The 16,892-nt window shown below is 43.0% G+C and carries 11 protein-coding genes and 1 tRNA gene; 9 read left to right on the top strand and 3 right to left on the bottom strand.

Going from position 1 to position 16,892, the window contains the following annotated elements; all coding sequences use genetic code 11:
• Together IR173_RS16190 and IR173_RS16185 are read right to left on the bottom strand one after the other, a co-directional pair.
• Positions 1-1,389 carry an alpha-L-fucosidase gene (locus tag IR173_RS16190; protein WP_237040551.1) on the bottom strand — a complete coding sequence of 463 codons (1,389 nt, stop codon included), beginning with the start codon at positions 1,387-1,389 and terminating at the stop codon, positions 1-3.
• A 152-nt stretch (positions 1,390-1,541) separates the two neighbouring features.
• Positions 1,542-1,616, bottom strand: a tRNA-Arg gene (locus IR173_RS16185).
• Positions 1,617-2,031: 415 nt separating this feature from the next.
• Here IR173_RS16185 and IR173_RS16180 point away from each other — a divergent pair.
• Positions 2,032-3,879, top strand: a complete 1,848-nt coding sequence (locus tag IR173_RS16180) for a 2-oxoacid:acceptor oxidoreductase subunit alpha (RefSeq protein WP_237040550.1) — start codon at positions 2,032-2,034, stop codon at positions 3,877-3,879.
• Positions 3,880-3,902: 23 nt separating this feature from the next.
• Positions 3,903-4,907 (top strand): 2-oxoacid:ferredoxin oxidoreductase subunit beta, encoded by a 1,005-nt coding sequence (locus IR173_RS16175; protein ID WP_237040549.1) that lies wholly within the window; start codon positions 3,903-3,905, stop codon positions 4,905-4,907.
• A gap of 114 nt (positions 4,908-5,021) precedes the next feature.
• On the opposite strand, the gene upp is transcribed toward IR173_RS16175, so the two are convergent.
• Positions 5,022-5,681 (bottom strand): uracil phosphoribosyltransferase, encoded by a 660-nt coding sequence (gene upp / locus IR173_RS16170; RefSeq protein WP_237040548.1) that lies wholly within the window; start codon positions 5,679-5,681, stop codon positions 5,022-5,024.
• 260 nt (positions 5,682-5,941) lie between these two features.
• Here upp and pckA point away from each other — a divergent pair, with 260 nt between their 5' ends.
• The 7 genes from pckA to IR173_RS16135 all read left to right on the top strand — a co-directional run bounded on the left by pckA (position 5,942) and on the right by IR173_RS16135 (position 16,849).
• The gene (gene pckA, locus IR173_RS16165) at positions 5,942-7,549 is read left to right on the top strand and encodes a phosphoenolpyruvate carboxykinase (ATP) (RefSeq protein ID WP_237040547.1); all 1,608 of its coding nucleotides are present in this window, start codon (positions 5,942-5,944) and stop codon (positions 7,547-7,549) included.
• 109 nt (positions 7,550-7,658) lie between these two features.
• Positions 7,659-8,315 carry a nitroreductase family protein gene (locus IR173_RS16160; protein WP_237040546.1) on the top strand — a complete coding sequence of 219 codons (657 nt, stop codon included), beginning with the start codon at positions 7,659-7,661 and terminating at the stop codon, positions 8,313-8,315.
• Positions 8,316-8,528: 213 nt separating this feature from the next.
• Positions 8,529-9,089 carry an RNA polymerase sigma-70 factor gene (locus IR173_RS16155; RefSeq protein ID WP_237040545.1) on the top strand — a complete coding sequence of 187 codons (561 nt, stop codon included), beginning with the start codon at positions 8,529-8,531 and terminating at the stop codon, positions 9,087-9,089.
• Positions 9,090-9,133: 44 nt separating this feature from the next.
• Positions 9,134-10,168, top strand: a complete 1,035-nt coding sequence (locus tag IR173_RS16150) for a FecR family protein (protein ID WP_237040544.1) — start codon at positions 9,134-9,136, stop codon at positions 10,166-10,168.
• Between the two features lie 101 nt (positions 10,169-10,269).
• Complete coding sequence (locus IR173_RS16145) at positions 10,270-13,566, top strand: TonB-dependent receptor (protein ID WP_237040543.1); 3,297 nt, start codon at positions 10,270-10,272, stop codon at positions 13,564-13,566.
• A gap of 6 nt (positions 13,567-13,572) precedes the next feature.
• The gene (locus IR173_RS16140) at positions 13,573-15,213 is read left to right on the top strand and encodes a RagB/SusD family nutrient uptake outer membrane protein (protein ID WP_237040542.1); all 1,641 of its coding nucleotides are present in this window, start codon (positions 13,573-13,575) and stop codon (positions 15,211-15,213) included.
• Positions 15,214-15,280: 67 nt separating this feature from the next.
• Positions 15,281-16,849 carry a sulfatase family protein gene (locus IR173_RS16135; protein WP_237040541.1) on the top strand — a complete coding sequence of 523 codons (1,569 nt, stop codon included), beginning with the start codon at positions 15,281-15,283 and terminating at the stop codon, positions 16,847-16,849.
• The last annotated feature ends 43 nt before the right edge of the window (positions 16,850-16,892 follow it).

Here is a 16,892-nt window from a genome sequence, read left to right as displayed (position 1 = left end):
TTATTCTGCTTGCATTTCTACCTGCAGCACATAGACAGGAAAAGCGTCGGAAGGGCGTTGGATATGGCTGATTCGTAGTCCTTCTTCGGCCTGTTTCCATTCGACGGCTTTCTTGTTGTCGAGCAACGTGATGCGCTTGATACGGTCGGTGTATCCCTTGAAGGCACGGAGCGTAAACTCGCCGGCAGGCACGTGGCGTACAATAATGTAGATATGGTTGCCTTTGGCAGTATATCTGAAATCGGGAATGGCATTGCCGGGTGTACCGTCGAATACGGCATCGTGGAACCCTTCTTTTACCTCTTCGCTTTTTCCATTGGCCAGGGGAGAAGTCTCGCCGTAAGTATGCCAGGGAGAGGTGCCGTAGATGGCTTCCCGGTTTGTTTTCATCCATTGGCGGAAAGCTTTGAGTCCGGGCTCGGTCTGTACCGGGAAACTGCCTTTGGGGTTGGGGCCGATGTTCAGCAACAGATTGCCTCCTTTGCTGACCACGTCTACCAGATTGCGAATCATCATGTCGGGCTTCTTGTAGACAGTATCATATTTATTGTAACCCCAGTTGGCGCCCATAGTGAGGCATGCTTCCCAAGGTTTCGGGTCTATCTCATTCATCAATTTCTGTTCTATGATGCGATAGTCGCCCAGACCGTTTCCGATGCGGCTGTTGATGAGGCAATGCGGTTGCAGGCGTTCAATGAGCTGGCGGATGGAACGGCTTTGTTCCTTGGTCACCATTTCGGGAGTGTCAAACCACATCATGGCTATTTCTCCGTAATTGGTCAGCAGTTCGGTTAATTGCGGCAGCACCTTGCGGTCAATATATGCCTGAAGGTTTTTATTGTCCTCATCGGGAAAGTCCCAAGTGTTGCTTCGGCCGGCTTTGGTCGGCCAGTTGGTGGGGACATCGGGGTCTTCCCAGTCTCTTCCCAATGAATAATAGAAGCCGAATTTCAGCCCTTGCTTACGACATTCATCGGCCAGTTCTTTCATCGGGTCGCGTGCAAACGGTGTGCGGGTAACGATGTTGTAATCGCTGCATGCCGAGTGATACATGGCAAACCCGTCATGGTGTTTGGAGGTGATGACGATATATTTCATGCCGGCTTCTTTGGCGGTCTTTACCCATTTCCGGGCGTTGAACTCGGTCGGGTTGAAGTCATTGGCGATTAAAGCGTATTCTTTTACCGGTATCCGTTCATAAAGCATAAAATGTTCGCCGCCCTGTGTGGGGTGTCCCTTCCATTCGCCGGCCGTTTGTGAATAAAGCCCCCAGTGGATAAACATCCCGAATTTGGCATCGGTAAACCATTTCATGTCTTCTTTGCCCGCTCCTTTAAGGGTAAAGGGCAACAGGCAGCAGCAGAGTATAAATAATAAGCGTGTATTCATATAAATGTAATTTAAGATTAGAATGAGTTTTATTTCGAGGTCAAAGATACAGGACATGTTCCGAAAATAGGGGTATATATTTTCCGATAATGGGATAGTAATTGTCCATAAAGGGGGATAAAAAGGGAGAGTGAAGTGTGTTTTGACCTGTGTGGTACCCCAGAGGGGAATCGAACCCCTATCTAATGTTTAGGAAACATCTATTCTATCCGTTGAACTACCAGGGCAACTTAACTTGCCTGCAAAGGTAGTCCTTTTTTGTTAAAACGGCAATATGAAAGAATGAAAAATATGAGAAAAAGGTATGGATAACAAGATGGGTGATTGTTTTGTCATTTTGAGGTCTTCAAACCCTGTATTGGTTTACTGATTTGCCGGAAGAGGTTTCATGTTGTTTGTATAATGTGGGTAGGAATAATAAACTGTCAACTTTGGGGATGCCGTGCCGATGTCATATTGATAGCATTATATGCTATTAAACAGTTAATTATCTGCTTGTTTTCTTCGTTTGGAATTAAATATTGCTGTAATTTTGTGCACTTTGATAATCGCGCAGAGATAAATGACGGAATATTTTGTTTTTTGGCAGGACTTTCCGAACTTTGCGTGCAATGAATTTAATGTAACCCTAAATTATAAGTTATGGCAGATGAAATGATAGTCAAGGAGTTGGATCAGGTTGTGGTCCGTTTCTCAGGCGACTCAGGCGATGGTATGCAGCTAGCCGGAAATATATTTTCTAATATTTCGGCTACAGTGGGAAATGATATCAGTACTTTCCCCGATTATCCGGCGGATATCCGTGCCCCGCAAGGCTCATTGACAGGTGTATCAGGTTTCCAAGTGCATATTGGTGCCGGTAAGGTATTTACTCCCGGTGATAAATGTGATGTGTTGGTTGCTATGAATGCCGCTGCGTTGAAAACACAATATAAGTTTGCTAAGCCGACAGCCTGTATCATCATTGATACGGATTGTTTCCAAAAATCGGATTTGGACAAAGCGGCTTTCAAGACAGACAATCCCATTGAGGAAATGGGTATCAAGCAGGATGTGATTGCCGCTCCTATCTCGCAGATGGTCAAGGATTGTCTGGCAGATAGCGGAATGGATAACAAATCAATGCTGAAGTGCCGCAATATGTTTGCGTTGGGATTGGTTTGCTGGTTGTTCAACCGCGATTTGACAATCGCAGAGAATTTCCTGCGCGAGAAATTCGCAAAGAAGCCGGCTATTGCCGAAGCGAATATTAAAGTGATTCATGCCGGTTATGACTACGGACATAATACGCATGCTTCTGTAGACCACACCTATAAAGTGGAATCAAAGACAAAGGTTCCCGGAAAATATATGGATATCAGTGGAAACAAGGCAACAGCATACGGCTTGATTGCTGCTGCTGAAAAGGCGGGGCTTCCGTTGTTCCTCGGTTCTTATCCCATCACTCCGGCAACGGATATTCTTCATGAGTTGTCTAAGCACAAGTCGTTGGGTGTGACCACCGTTCAGTGTGAAGATGAAATTTCGGGTTGTGCCACTGCTATCGGTGCTTCATTTGCCGGTGCGTTGGCAGCGACTTCTACTTCAGGCCCCGGTGTCTGTCTGAAATCTGAAGCGATGAACCTGGCTGTAATCACCGAATTGCCTTTGGTGGTGGTTAATGTTCAGCGTGGCGGCCCTTCTACCGGTTTGCCCACCAAATCGGAGCAGACAGACTTGTTGCAGGCATTGTTCGGACGTAACGGTGAATCTCCCATGCCGGTGGTTGCTGCAGCTTCTCCCACTCATTGTTTTGATGCTGCCTATGATGCTTGTAAGATGGCGCTGGAGCACATGACTCCGGTTGTTCTGCTGACGGACGGGTTTGTTGCCAATGGTTCGGGTGCATGGAGGTTGCCTGACTTGGCGAGCTATCCGGCCATCAATCCGCCGTATGTGACTCCCGAAATGAAAGATAGCTATACTCCTTATAAACGTAATCCGGAGACCGGAGTGCGTTATTGGGCTCGTCCCGGACAGGAGGGTTATATGCACATCTTGGGCGGTCTGGAAAAAGACAGTGATACGGGGGCTATCTCTACCGACCCCGAAAATCATGACCTGATGTGCCGCTTGCGTGCCGAAAAGGTGGCAAAAATCCCTGTACCCGATGTGAAGGTGCAAGGCTGTGTGGACGACGCCGACCTTCTGATTGTGGGCTTTGGCGGAACTTACGGTCATTTATATTCGGCCATGGAAGAAATGAATAAGGCGGGAAAGAAAGTCGCTTTGGCTCATTTCGTACATTTGAATCCGCTGCCAAAGAATACGGCGGAAGTGCTGAAGAAATATAAGAAGGTAGTAGTGGCCGAACAGAGCCTGGGCCAGTTTGCCGGATATCTCCGTATGAAAGTAGACGGATTCGTTCCTTATCAATTTAATGAAGTAAAAGGTCAACCGTTTGTTGTCAGCGAATTAGTTGATGCTTTCACAGAGATTTTAAATAAATAATAACCGTAAAGAAAGTAAGAACTATGAGCGAATATACAGCAAAAGATTTTAAAAAAGGACAGCCTCGTTGGTGTCCGGGCTGCGGTGACCATTTCTTCTTGGCATCATTGCACAAAGCTATGGCTGAATTGGGAATTGCTCCTCATGATACAGCAGTTATCTCGGGTATCGGTTGTTCCAGCCGTTTGCCTTATTATATGAATACGTATGCCATGCAGACGATTCATGGTCGTGCGGCGGCCATTTCTACCGGTTGCAAGGTAGTTAATCCGAAACTTACGGTATGGCAGATTTCAGGTGACGGTGACGGTCTGGCTATCGGCGGTAATCATTTTATTCACGCTGTGCGCCGTAATATCGACTTGAATATGATTCTGCTGAACAATCGTATTTATGGTTTGACGAAAGGACAGTATTCTCCTACTTCTCCCCGTGGGTTTGTCAGCAAGTCCTCTCCTTACGGAACAGTGGAAGACCCGTTCCATCCTGCCGAATTATGCTTTGGCGCACGCGGACGTTTCTTTGCCCGTGCTGTAGCAACGGATGGTCCCGGCACAGTGGAAGTGTTGAAGGCAGCTGCCAACCATAAAGGTGCTTCGGTTTGCGAAATTCTTCAAAACTGTGTGATATTCAATGACGGTACACACGAATCTGTGTACAATAAGGAAGGTCGTGCCAAGAATGCGATTTATCTGGAACATGGCAAACCGATGTTGTTTGGCGAGAACAAGGAGTTCGGATTGATGCAGGAAGGTTTCGGGCTGAAAGTGGTGAAGTTGGGTGAGAATGGTATCACTGAAAAAGATATTCTGATTCACGATGCCCATTGCATGGACAACACGTTGCAGTTGAAATTGGCTTTGATGGAAGGCCCTGATTTCCCGATTGCATTAGGTGTCATCCGTGATGTAGAAGCTCCTACTTATGATGATGCGGTTCACGAACAGATAGAGGAAGTTTCAGCTAAAAAGAAATATCATAATTTCCAGGAACTACTGATGACCAATGATATTTGGGAAGTGAAGTAAATTTCCGATAACGGAAATTACTTTTGACATATCGTCGGAAAAGATAAATGGTTAGTAATAAGCAGCGAATAGACTGCCGGTTACTAACCACTTGTTATTTATGACCGTTGGATGCTAAAGCTTCTCGCCAAAAGACAAGTCGCCTGCATCTCCCAGTCCCGGAACGATGTATTTGTGTTCGTCCAAAACCGGATCGATAGCGGCGCACCATAGCGTGATATCGTCACTTGGAAAGAGTTCCGCCATGTGCTCCACTCCCTGTTGGCTGGCAATGACACAGGCCATCTGTAATTTGGCGGGTTTGCCTTTCGTCAGTAAAGCTTTCCAGGCAAGCTCCATGCTTTCGCCGGTGGCAAGCATTGGGTCGACTAAAAGCAAAGTCTTGTCATTCAGAGAGGGGGCGGCGATGTATTCGATATGTACATCTACGATGCGGTGTTCGTCATCCTTGTAGAAACGGAACGCGGAAACGAAAGCATTGTCGGCATGATCGAACATATTCAAGAAACCGGTGTGCAGTGGCAGTCCGGCACGGAATACGGTGGCAATCACTATTTTGTCATCATGCGTACTGGCCGTGGCAGTTCCCAGTGGTGTCTGTACTTGCTTTACGGAATAGGTTAGTGCTTTACTCATTTCGTATGCCATGATTTCCCCTATTCTTTCGATATTTCTGCGGAAGCGCATACGGTCGTTCTGAACCTGTACATCACGCAATTCTGCCACGTATTGGTTCAGGAGAGAATTGCCTTCACTGAGATTGATGATTTTCATATCTATACTATTGTTATATTATTGACTCTGACCTGCAAAGAAACAAAATAAATTCCATATTTGTAAAGTGTAAATTGCATTTTTGTTACACAAATATAAATCTTTCACTATTACGGAAATTTTTCTCTAATAACTTCTTTTTTTTAAAATAAAGCACTAATTTTGTAGCGCCTTAGACAAGGGGATGTTGAAAAACATCTTCTCCCAAAATAGAGAGTAAAAATAACATTATACAATTAACCAATTTAAATCATTTAAAAATGGCAAATTTAGATTTAAGCAAGTACGGTATTACCGACGTGAAGGAAATTCTCCACAATCCTTCTTATGATGTACTTTTCGCTGAAGAAACTAAACCTGAGTTGGAAGGTTTCGAAAAAGGACAGGTAACTGAACTGGGTGCTGTAAACGTAATGACCGGTATCTATACAGGTCGTTCTCCTAAAGATAAATTCTTCGTTAAGAATGAAGCTTCTGAAGATTCAGTATGGTGGACTTCTGACGAATACAAAAACGATAACAAACCTTGCTCTGAAGAAGCTTGGGCTGACCTGAAAGCTAAAGCAGTTAAAGAATTGAGCGGCAAACGTTTGTTCGTTGTTGATACTTTCTGTGGCGCTAATGCTGCAACTCGCTTGAAAGTACGTTTCATCATGGAAGTAGCTTGGCAGGCTCACTTCGTAACTAACATGTTCATCCGCCCGACTGCTGAAGAACTGGAAGCTTACGGAGAACCTGATTTCGTATCATTCAACGCTGCCAAGGCAAAAGTTGAAAACTTCAAGGAACTGGGCTTGAACTCTGAAACAGCTACAGTTTTCAACTTGAAGACTAAAGAACAAGTTATCCTGAATACTTGGTACGGTGGTGAAATGAAGAAAGGTATCTTCTCTATCATGAACTACCTGAACCCGCTTCGTGGTATCGCTTCTATGCACTGTTCTGCCAACACTAACATGGAAGGCACTGACTCTGCTATCTTCTTCGGTTTGTCTGGTACAGGTAAGACTACTTTGTCTACTGACCCGAAACGTAAGTTGATCGGTGATGACGAACACGGATGGGACGACGAAGGTGTATTCAACTACGAAGGTGGTTGCTACGCTAAGGTTATCAACCTGGATAAAGAAAGCGAACCCGATATCTACGCTGCTATCAAACGTGACGCTTTGCTGGAAAACGTAACTGTAGCTGCTGACGGTAAGATTGACTTCACAGATAAGAGTACTACAGAAAACACTCGTGTATCTTATCCTATCTATCACATTGAAAACATCGTTAAGCCGATTTCTAAAGGTCCTCACGCTCATCAGGTGATTTTCTTGTCGGCTGACGCATTCGGCGTATTGCCTCCGGTATCTATCTTGAACCCTGAACAAGCTCAGTACTACTTCTTGTCTGGATTTACAGCTAAATTGGCTGGTACAGAACGTGGTATCACTGAACCGACTCCTACATTCTCAGCTTGCTTCGGTGCTGCTTTCTTGAGCTTGCATCCTACTAAATATGCTGAAGAATTGGTTAAGAAGATGGAAAAGGTTGGTGCTAAGGCATACTTGGTTAACACTGGTTGGAACGGTACTGGCAAGCGTATCTCTATCCGCGATACTCGTGGTATCATCGACGCTATCTTGGATGGTTCTATCGACAAGGCTCCTACTAAGGTTATTCCTTTCTTCGACTTTGTTGTTCCTACAGAATTGCCGGGTGTTGATTCAAAGATTCTTGATCCTCGCGACACATACGCTGACGCTGCTCAGTGGGACGAAAAAGCAAAAGACTTGGCTGGTCGTTTCATCAAGAACTTCGCTAAGTTCACTGGTAACGAAGCTGGTAAGAAGTTGGTTGCTGCCGGTCCGAAATTGTAATCTGAATTTTACAGATTTAACATATAAAAAGTGGCTCCTGAATAAGGAACCACTTTTTTTTATGCTTGAAAATAACTAGATTTGTTGCGAATCAAAAATATGAAAGTAAATGAAATCATTAAGTGTTCTTTTATTAGGTGCCGGATTGTTTACTCTGGCATTGTGTGGCTGTACATCGCAGTCTTCACAAAAAGAGGTCGGAGTGTCCGATAGCATTGTTAAAGATCAAGGTAATCCTGTTATTGAAACGATTATGGCGCGCCGTAGTATTCGGAAGTATAAACCGGAAGCTGTGGAGCGGGATAAAATGCAAACCATTTTGGACTGTGGCATTCATGCTCCCAATGGAATGAATAAACAATCATGGGAAGTGCGTGTGGTAGATAATCAGGATTTTATTAATGAGTTGACCGAAATCTTCAAGAAAGAAAATCCCAAGGCTGCCGAACGCGTCGGATTTAGGAATATGTTCAATAATGCCCCTACCGTTGCTTTTATTGCTTATAATCCTCAGTATGATATGTCTCAAGTGGACTGTGGACTTCTAGGGGCCAATATGATTCTTACAGCTCAATCTATGGGCATAGGAAGTTGCTGTTTAGGTGGTCCTGTCCGTTTTATGAAGTCTCCTGCGGCTGCCGATTATCTAAAGAAACTGGATTTTCCGGACGGATATGAGCTATTGTATGCCATTGCTTTCGGCTATCCCGATGAGGCTCCGGCTGCTAAGCCCCGCGATGCTTCAAAGGTGAGATTTATTGACTGATTCTCCTTTCCGATTATTGTCTGTATTCGGGCGGTATGTTTCCGTCCGAATATAGAAGGTGATGTGACAGTTGCATTGTAGTTTTGATATAACAAAGTCTGTTTTGTACTTCTTTATTTCTATAAACTAAAATTGCACTTTTAGAATCTATTTTTGGTATTCTCTAATAAATTGCCTACATTTACACCGTTTCATTTGAATTAATCTCAATAAATGATTGTAGGACCGGAAGTTGTAGGAGAATTTGCCTCTGGCAGCCATGAAGCCTTTCATAAGATATTCAAGCTGTTTTATCCTAAGGTATATGCTTTTATACGAGGATTTATAAAAGACTTGGATGATTCTGAGGATTTGGCTCAGATTGTCTTTATAAAACTATGGAATAAAAGAGCGATTTTTCACAAGGTACATCATTTTGATTCTTATTTGTTCATGCTTACCAAATATACTGTCTTCAATTATATCACAACTAAAAACATATCCCGGTTTACGAGTGAAGATAATATTCCCGAGATTTCTGACGGATGTACTCCCCATGATGAATTGATAGCGAAAGACCTGCAATTATTAATTGATATGGTAGTGAGTGAGATGCCCCCTAAAAGGAAAATGATATATCAATTAAGTCGAATAGAGGGACTTTCTAACGAACAAATAGCAGAAAAACTGGGAATACAGAAAAAAACAGTGGAAAACCATTTGAATATTGCTTTAAATGAACTTAGAGACGCCTTAGCTCTTTCTATTTTAGTTTATTTAATACTACCTGTTTAGGTGTAACATGAAATCGAACTGTCTTTTTTATATAAAATGTGAAAATGAATAACTATATACATAAGATAATAGACTTTTTCTTTCATCATGAAGTTTCTGATGAGATAACAGAACGTGTTTATAATCGTATGGTTTTTCCTGTGGAAGATAAAGCGAGGGAAGAAGCTGTGTCACGAATCTGGGATGAACTGGACGGCGCTTCTTGCTCTGATGAAAAAATAGAGAAGGTTTTTTATAATTTGGAGACGTCTTTAGGATTTAAAAAAGAACGGGAGACTGTCGGATTAGCAGAACAGAAACATGTAAGAATTGAGAAAAGAATAAATTGGGGGAGGATAGCTGCCATTTGGACTATTCCTTTTATTATGATGTGTCTTTCCGCATATTATTATTATTCTGCAAAGGAGCATGTGAAGGAGACTTTGTCGGAAGTGACTTATATGCAGCGTTATGCAGCTATGGGAACGCGCGAAGAAGTGGTTCTTCCCGATGGAAGTAGGGTTTGGCTCAATGCTGGTACTTTGTTGGTATATCCTTCTAGTTTCATATCCGAGTCTCGTAATGTTTATATTGCGGGAGAAGGTTTCTTTGAAGTCTCAAAAGACAAAGAACACCCTTTCATCGTTACTACCAATCATTTGGAATTGAAAGTGCTTGGCACTACATTCAATATTTCGGCTTATCCGGACAACAATCAGATAATGGCTACGTTGGAGACCGGCAGGCTACAGGTGAAGGTGAATAAGCAGTCGGGAGAGTATTTCCTGGAGCCCAATGACCAACTGATATATACTCCCTCCACAGGGGTAGTACAGCAACATAAAGTGAATGCAGTTTCCCATTCCGACTGGCGTATGGGAGGGTTATTCTTTGGTAATGTACCGTTTAATGATGTTCTTCATACCTTGGAGCGTGTGTATGGCGTGAAATTCCATGTGCATACCTCCATTTACCAGAATCAAAGTCTGAGAGTTCATTTTAATAGGAATGAGTCGTTGGAACAAGTACTTCAAATTATTAAGATATTGGTTCCCGGCATAGAATATGAAATTGTTGGCAAGAACATCTACTTAAGATAGCATATTAGTGTTTATTAACATCGTGGCTTTGGGTGTAGTATTTATTTAAGCTGTCTTCCTTATGTACGTACACCTTATGTTGTTAATAAATCTAATATGAAATGAACAAGAAATTTATTCGAGTGTTGGGGCTTGGCGTAGGCTTATTTCTGGCCGGTAGCCTCTCTGTCAATGCACAGAAAGTTTCCTTCAATGGGGAACACCTTTCTTTAAAGCAAGCGTTTGAGAAAATTGAATCGGTTTCGAAGTATAAGATTGCTTATAACACTTCGCAACTGGATGTCAATAAACAAGTTGTTCTGAATCAAAAGAATCAGGATGTATTGCAAATCCTGTCAGATTTGCTAAAAGGAACAAATTGTGTCTATCAAGTGAATGACAACTATATTGTCATCACTTTGAAAGATGATAAGAAGGTTAAGAAAATCAAGGGTACCATTAAAGACTCTGCCGGAGAACCGATTATTGGCGCCAATGTAATCTTGAAAGGAGATGCCACTGTAGGAAGTATTACAGATGTGGAAGGTAATTTTGATTTGTCCGTTCCGGGCAATGCTACTTTGCAAGTTTCTTATATTGGTTATAATACTCAGGATGTTCCGGTAGGAAATAAATCTTTCCTTAATATTACTCTGAAAGAAGATACAGAAACATTAGACGAAGTAGTGGTTGTAGGTTACGGCTCACAAAAGAAAGTTAATGTGATTGGCTCTATTGCATCAGTGGACAGCAAAGCACTGGAATCTCGTGCAGTGCCTGACGTTTCTAATATGTTGACCGGTCAGATGTCGGGTGTTACCATTACACAGGAAAGCGGTAATCCGGGCCAGGATGCCGGTACCATTCGTATCCGCGGTGTCGGTTCATTTGGAGCGACTCCCAATCCTTTGGTCTTGGTGGATGGACTTCCCGGTTCTTTGAGTGATTTGACTCCGGCTGATATTGATAATATTTCAGTTCTGAAGGATGCCTCTTCCGCCGCTATTTATGGTTCTCGTGCAGCCAATGGTGTTATTTTGGTAACGACCAAGAAAGGAAAAGAAGGTAAGGCTCGTATTATTTATAATGGTTCGGTGGGTATGAGTCAAGCTACTGAATTGCCGGAAGTGGCTCATTCTTATGAATATGCAGAATTCTATAATAAAGCGATTGGTACAGAAACGTATACACCTGAAATGATTCAGAAGTATCGTGATGGCTCTGATCCTGATAATTATGCTGATGAAATGTATCTTGATGACCTTTTGGGTGGTCATGCACTGCAAACCAAGCACGAGTTAAGTGTAAGCGGTGGTACGGAAAAGGTACAATATATGGTATCGCTGGGCTATTTGCGCCAAAATGGTTTGTTGGATAACAACTATTATAACCGTTACAATGGCCGTGTAAACCTCAGTGCAGAGCTAGCTAAGAACTTGAAGTTGCAAGTTCGTCTGAGCGGTGTGACTTCTGACCGCCACGAACCTTCTACACCGGGTATCTTGGATACTGGTGGTTTCAAGGGTATCATTGCCAATGCAGTTCGTTTCCCGGGTATGACTCCCAGCTATCTACAGAATGGCGAAGTCGGTCTAGGACCTAAGTTGCAAGGAACTCCGGTGGCATGGGTAGACTGTGCTTCTTCCTATCGTGAAGACTTTGATAAGTTTAAGAATAATATAGAATTGTCTTATCAGCCAATCGATGGTTTGACTCTGAAGGTAATAGGAGGCTATAATTATACATTGAGCCATGTTCGTAATTACCGCTGCGATTTGATTCTCACCGGTGGTAAGAGCACAGGTCCTTCTACTTTGTCGGATGAAATGAAGCGAACAGTCTATAAGACTTTCCAGGCTGTAGCTGATTATAATAAGTCCTTTGGTAAACATAATCTTGCTGCATTGGTAGGATATACTTGGGAAGACGAAGGTCAGCGTACTTTATCGGGCAACCGTAATAACTTCCCCTCTGATGACGTGCCTTTCCTGAATGCCGGTGGTGCAGACGGACAGACAAATGGCGGTGGCGGTTACGACTGGGCTATACAGTCTGTATTCGGTCGTTTGACTTATAATTATGACCAGCGTTATTTATTCGAAGCCACGATGCGTTATGATGGTTCTTCTCGTTTCCCGACAGACAGCAAATATGGTTTCTTTCCTTCAGTGGCTGCCGGATGGCGTATCTCTGAAGAAAAGTTCTGGAAAGAGAATGAAAACCTGTCTTTCATCAATAATTTGAAGCTGAAAGCTTCTTATGGTGTATTGGGTAACAATAATATCGGTAACTATCCTTATCAGTCAGTATACTCTTTGGGCCAGGCACAGAACTACGTATTTGGTGGAGTATATACACAGGGAGCAGCTGTTACTACCTATGTAGATCCGGCTTTGAAGTGGGAGCGTACTCGTACGACCGATGTCGGTATCGAAACAGCATTCTTCAATAATAAGTTGACATTTAATGCTTCTTATTTCTATCGTAAGACTACGGATGTATTGTATAAGCCGGCTGCAAGTTACTCTTCTATCTTCGGATTAAGCGTATCGCAGGTAAATACCGGTGAGTTGGAAAATAAAGGTTGGGAGTTTGAAATAGGTCATCAAAATACAATTGGTAAGTTCCATTACCATATTAATGGTAATTTCTCTATCATCGACAATAAGGTATTGACATTGGGTATGGGAAATGTGACCCAGAATAATGGTATGGTAGGTAATGGTAGTGATTTGTTTATCGGTTATCCGATGCAGATGTTCTATGGTTATAAGACGGACGGAGTATTCCTGACCGACGATGAAGTAGGTGATTGGTATGATCAGACTGCGATAGCCAAAGGTTCTAAAGCCGGAGATATTCGTTATATCGATACCACCGGTGATGGCAAGGTGACACCGGATGACAAGGTGTTCTTGGGTTCCCGTATACCTAAATACACTTTCGGTTTGAATTTTGGCGGAGAATACAAAGGTTTTGACTTCAGCGTATTGCTTCAGGGAGTTGCCAAAGTGAAAGGTATGCTGTCTGTTTATGCAGGTCATGCATTCTATCAGGAAGGTAATATCCAGAAATGGCAAATGGAGAATTGCTGGAATGTGCAGCAAGACAACCGTTATCCGGAATATCCTCGTCTGGAGGTTATGTCTAATGCAGGCAGTAATAATACGTTAGCTTCTGATTTCTGGGTATTGGATGCTTCTTATTTGAAAGTGCGTAATGTTCAGTTAGGTTATACATTGCCCGATCATATAGCTAAGAAGTTTGGTTCAAGCGGTTTACGTTTTTATGTATCTTTGGATAACCCTTTGACTTTCAAAAGTTATCGTAAAGGGTGGGATCCTGAAAACACGAACAACAATGGACAATATTATCCGACTATGTCAACTTATACTTTGGGCTTAACTTTAAAATTCTAATGACTTATGAAAAGATTAAAATATATAGCTTTTGCTGTTTTATTAGCTTCATTTTCATTTCAATCATGTGATTTGGAGCGTTATCCTTTGACAGATTTGTCGGAAGATAATTTTTGGAATGATGATAAGAATGCTGAATTGGCATTGACTTCTTTATATAGAGGTAGTATCACGAATGGTTTGGAATATAATGTTTCGGACTTTTGGTCTTATCATGGTATGTTGTTTATGGAGCATCTGACAGACAATGCTTATGACCGTCGCGGAGAAAATAATCCATTCTTTAATATATCCAGTGGAAAGTTACTGAACAACAATGGATTCGTAAAGAACTATTGGTCGTCGGCTTATAAGCGTATCGGTTTGTGTAATCGTTTCTTGGAGGGTATTGCCAATGCTCCTGAATCAGGACAGAAAACCCGAATGGTTGCCGAGGCTCGTTTCTTGCGTGCCACTCAGTATCATTATCTGGCCAGCTATTTTAAGGATGTACCTTTAGTGACCAGAACCCTGACAGGTGAAGAGGCGAATACGGTTGAAAAGGAGACTCAAGCCAATATTCTGTCGTGGTGTGTGACAGAGTTCAAAGAATCGGCAGCCGATCTGCCTCGTTTTAAAGACATATCAAACAGTGAGACGGGACGTGCTTGCAAACAGGCTGCCTTAGCATTTCTAGGCAGAACTTGCATGTTGATGCAGGACTGGGCAGGCGGAGTTGCCGCTTATAAGGAAATTATCGACTATGGTGATAACTCAATTCATCCTGTATATCGGGAACTTTTCCATCCTTCGACCGGTGTAGGTAATAAAGAGAATATTTATTATATATCCTATCTTGAAAACTACTTCGGTTGCGGTCTTCCTCAGCATATCTTGTCTGCAAAAGACGGTGGATGGAGTCTGTCCAATCCTTCGGCCGGATTATTTGAATCTTATGAGTTTAAGGATGGAACTCCGTTCAGCTATGCCGATTCACGTTATAACCCTGATAATTTAGGTGAGAACCGTGACCCGCGTCTTGATTATACCATTTATTATAATGGAGCGACTTTCATGGGCAGTGAATATCGTATGAGCCCGGATTACGAAGCGTCAAAGAAAGAACGTTTGGACTATTCTTCAGAAGTATCTAAGACCGGTTTTATGTGGCGTAAATATTTTGATGAGAATCCAATCAATGACTTGAACAGCTATAGTGCTGTGACTCCGGTCATCAGATATGCAGAAGTTTTGCTGAGTTATTTGGAATGTTTGATTGAAAGCGGACAAACCATTGATCAGACCGTTTTGAACCAGACCATTAATCAGGTGCGTGAACGTGCCGATGTTAAAATGCCGCCTGTTACAGAAACTAACTCAGATAAATTGCGCGAATTGCTTCGTAACGAGCGTCGTGTTGAATTGGCTTTTGAAGGTATCAGATATTGGGACTTGTTGCGCTGGAAACTTGCCGAAACAGTGCTTGTCGGTGAGGTATGGGGTGCTCCTTATCCCAAATCTGAAAAATATGCAGGTTCTACCAAGTTTGTAGACCCGACAGGACATTGCCGTTGGTATGTGGGAAGAAGAGATTTCCGTAATCCTCAGGATTATAAATGGCCGATTCCTTTGTCAGAACAAAATATTAATCCTAACTTGCGTGAGTAATTCTAACAATATGAGGCTAACTGCTTTTGGTAAAGCGGTTAGTCTCTGACTAAAATATTAAAGTATTATGAAAAAACAGTATTTGGCTTTATCTCTTTTGACACCGGTGTTGTGCTCTGCTCTGACAGCGGAGGCCAAGACTCCTAAAGACAATAAGGTGACCAATCGTGAACAACCTAATGTGATTATTATCTTTGCGGATGATTTGGGCTATGGCGATTTGGAATGTTACGGTGCAAAGAATGTACAGACTCCCAATGTCAACCGTTTGGCGAGTGAAGGTATTCGTTTTACCAATACCCATACTATAGCTGCTACCAGTACCCCTTCCCGCTACTCGTTGCTGACTGGTGAATATGCGTGGCGGCGTCCCGACACAGATATTGCGGCTGGAAATGCGGGAATGATTATCCGACCGGGGCAGTATACTATGGCAGATATGTTTAAGAACGCCGGATATGCCACTTGTGCCATCGGAAAATGGCATTTAGGGTTGGGAGACAAGACTGCAGAGCAGGATTGGAATGCTCCTCTTCCTTCATCATTAGGTGATTTGGGCTTTGACTATCATTACATTATGGCAGCTACGGCCGATCGTGTTCCCTGTGTGTTTATAGAGAATGGAAAGGTGGCCAATTATGATCCTTCCGCACCTATTGAGGTGAGTTATAAAGGTAATTTCCCCGGTGAACCTACCGGAAAAGACAATCCTGAGTTGCTTTATAACCAGAAGTCCAGTCACGGACATGATATGGCTATTGTAAACGGCATTGGCCGCATCGGTTTCATGAAAGGCGGTGGTAAAGCTCTTTGGAAAGATGAGAATATTGCAGACTCCATTACCACTCATGCCATTGATTTCATCAAACAGCATAAAGATGAACCTTTCTTTATGTATTTTGCAACCAATGACGTTCATGTTCCCCGTTTCCCGCACGACCGTTTCCGTGGAAAGAACCCGATGGGCGTACGCGGAGATGCTATTGTGCAGTTTGACTGGTCGGTAGGTCAGATTATGGAGACACTCGACAAACTGGGCTTGGCGGAAAATACACTGATTATCCTGTCCAGCGATAATGGTCCTGTGGTGGATGACGGTTATGACGATAAAGCAGAAGAATTGTTGAACGGACATAGTCCTGCCGGTCCGTGGAGAGGAAATAAATACAGTGCATTCGAAGGAGGTACAGCCGTTCCTGCCATCGTGCGTTGGCCTAAGAAGATTAAGGAAAGCCGTGAGTCGGATGTTTTGATGTCGCAGATTGACTGGATGGCTTCTTTGGGCTCGTTGGTAAATGCCAAGTTCCCCAAAGGCAGTGCCTCGGACAGCCATAACCGCATCGGCAATTTGCTGGGAACAGACAATGCCGACCGTCCTTGGGTAATTGAACAGGCAGCTAATCATGTTTTGTCCGTGCGTACCAAAGACTGGAAATACATTGAGCCGAATGATGGTCCTGCAATGATACAGTGGGGACCTAAAATTGAGACCGGTAACTCAAGTACCCCTCAGCTTTATGATATGAGGAAAGACATTAATGAACGTGCTAATCTGGCATTACAGCACCCTGAGGTGGTATATGATATGCAGAATATACTTCGCAGAGTACGTAATAAAACCATTAAGATGGAATAATAAAAAAAGAGAGACGGTTCAACAGTGAGCCGTCTCTCTTTGA

The sequence above is a fragment of the Phocaeicola faecalis genome (assembly GCF_021730445.1).
In the GTDB taxonomy this organism is placed as follows: Bacteria; Bacteroidota; Bacteroidia; order Bacteroidales; family Bacteroidaceae; genus Phocaeicola; species Phocaeicola faecalis.
The sequence above is the reverse complement of the archived record's forward strand: the minus strand, read 5'-3'. Positions and strand labels throughout refer to the sequence as shown.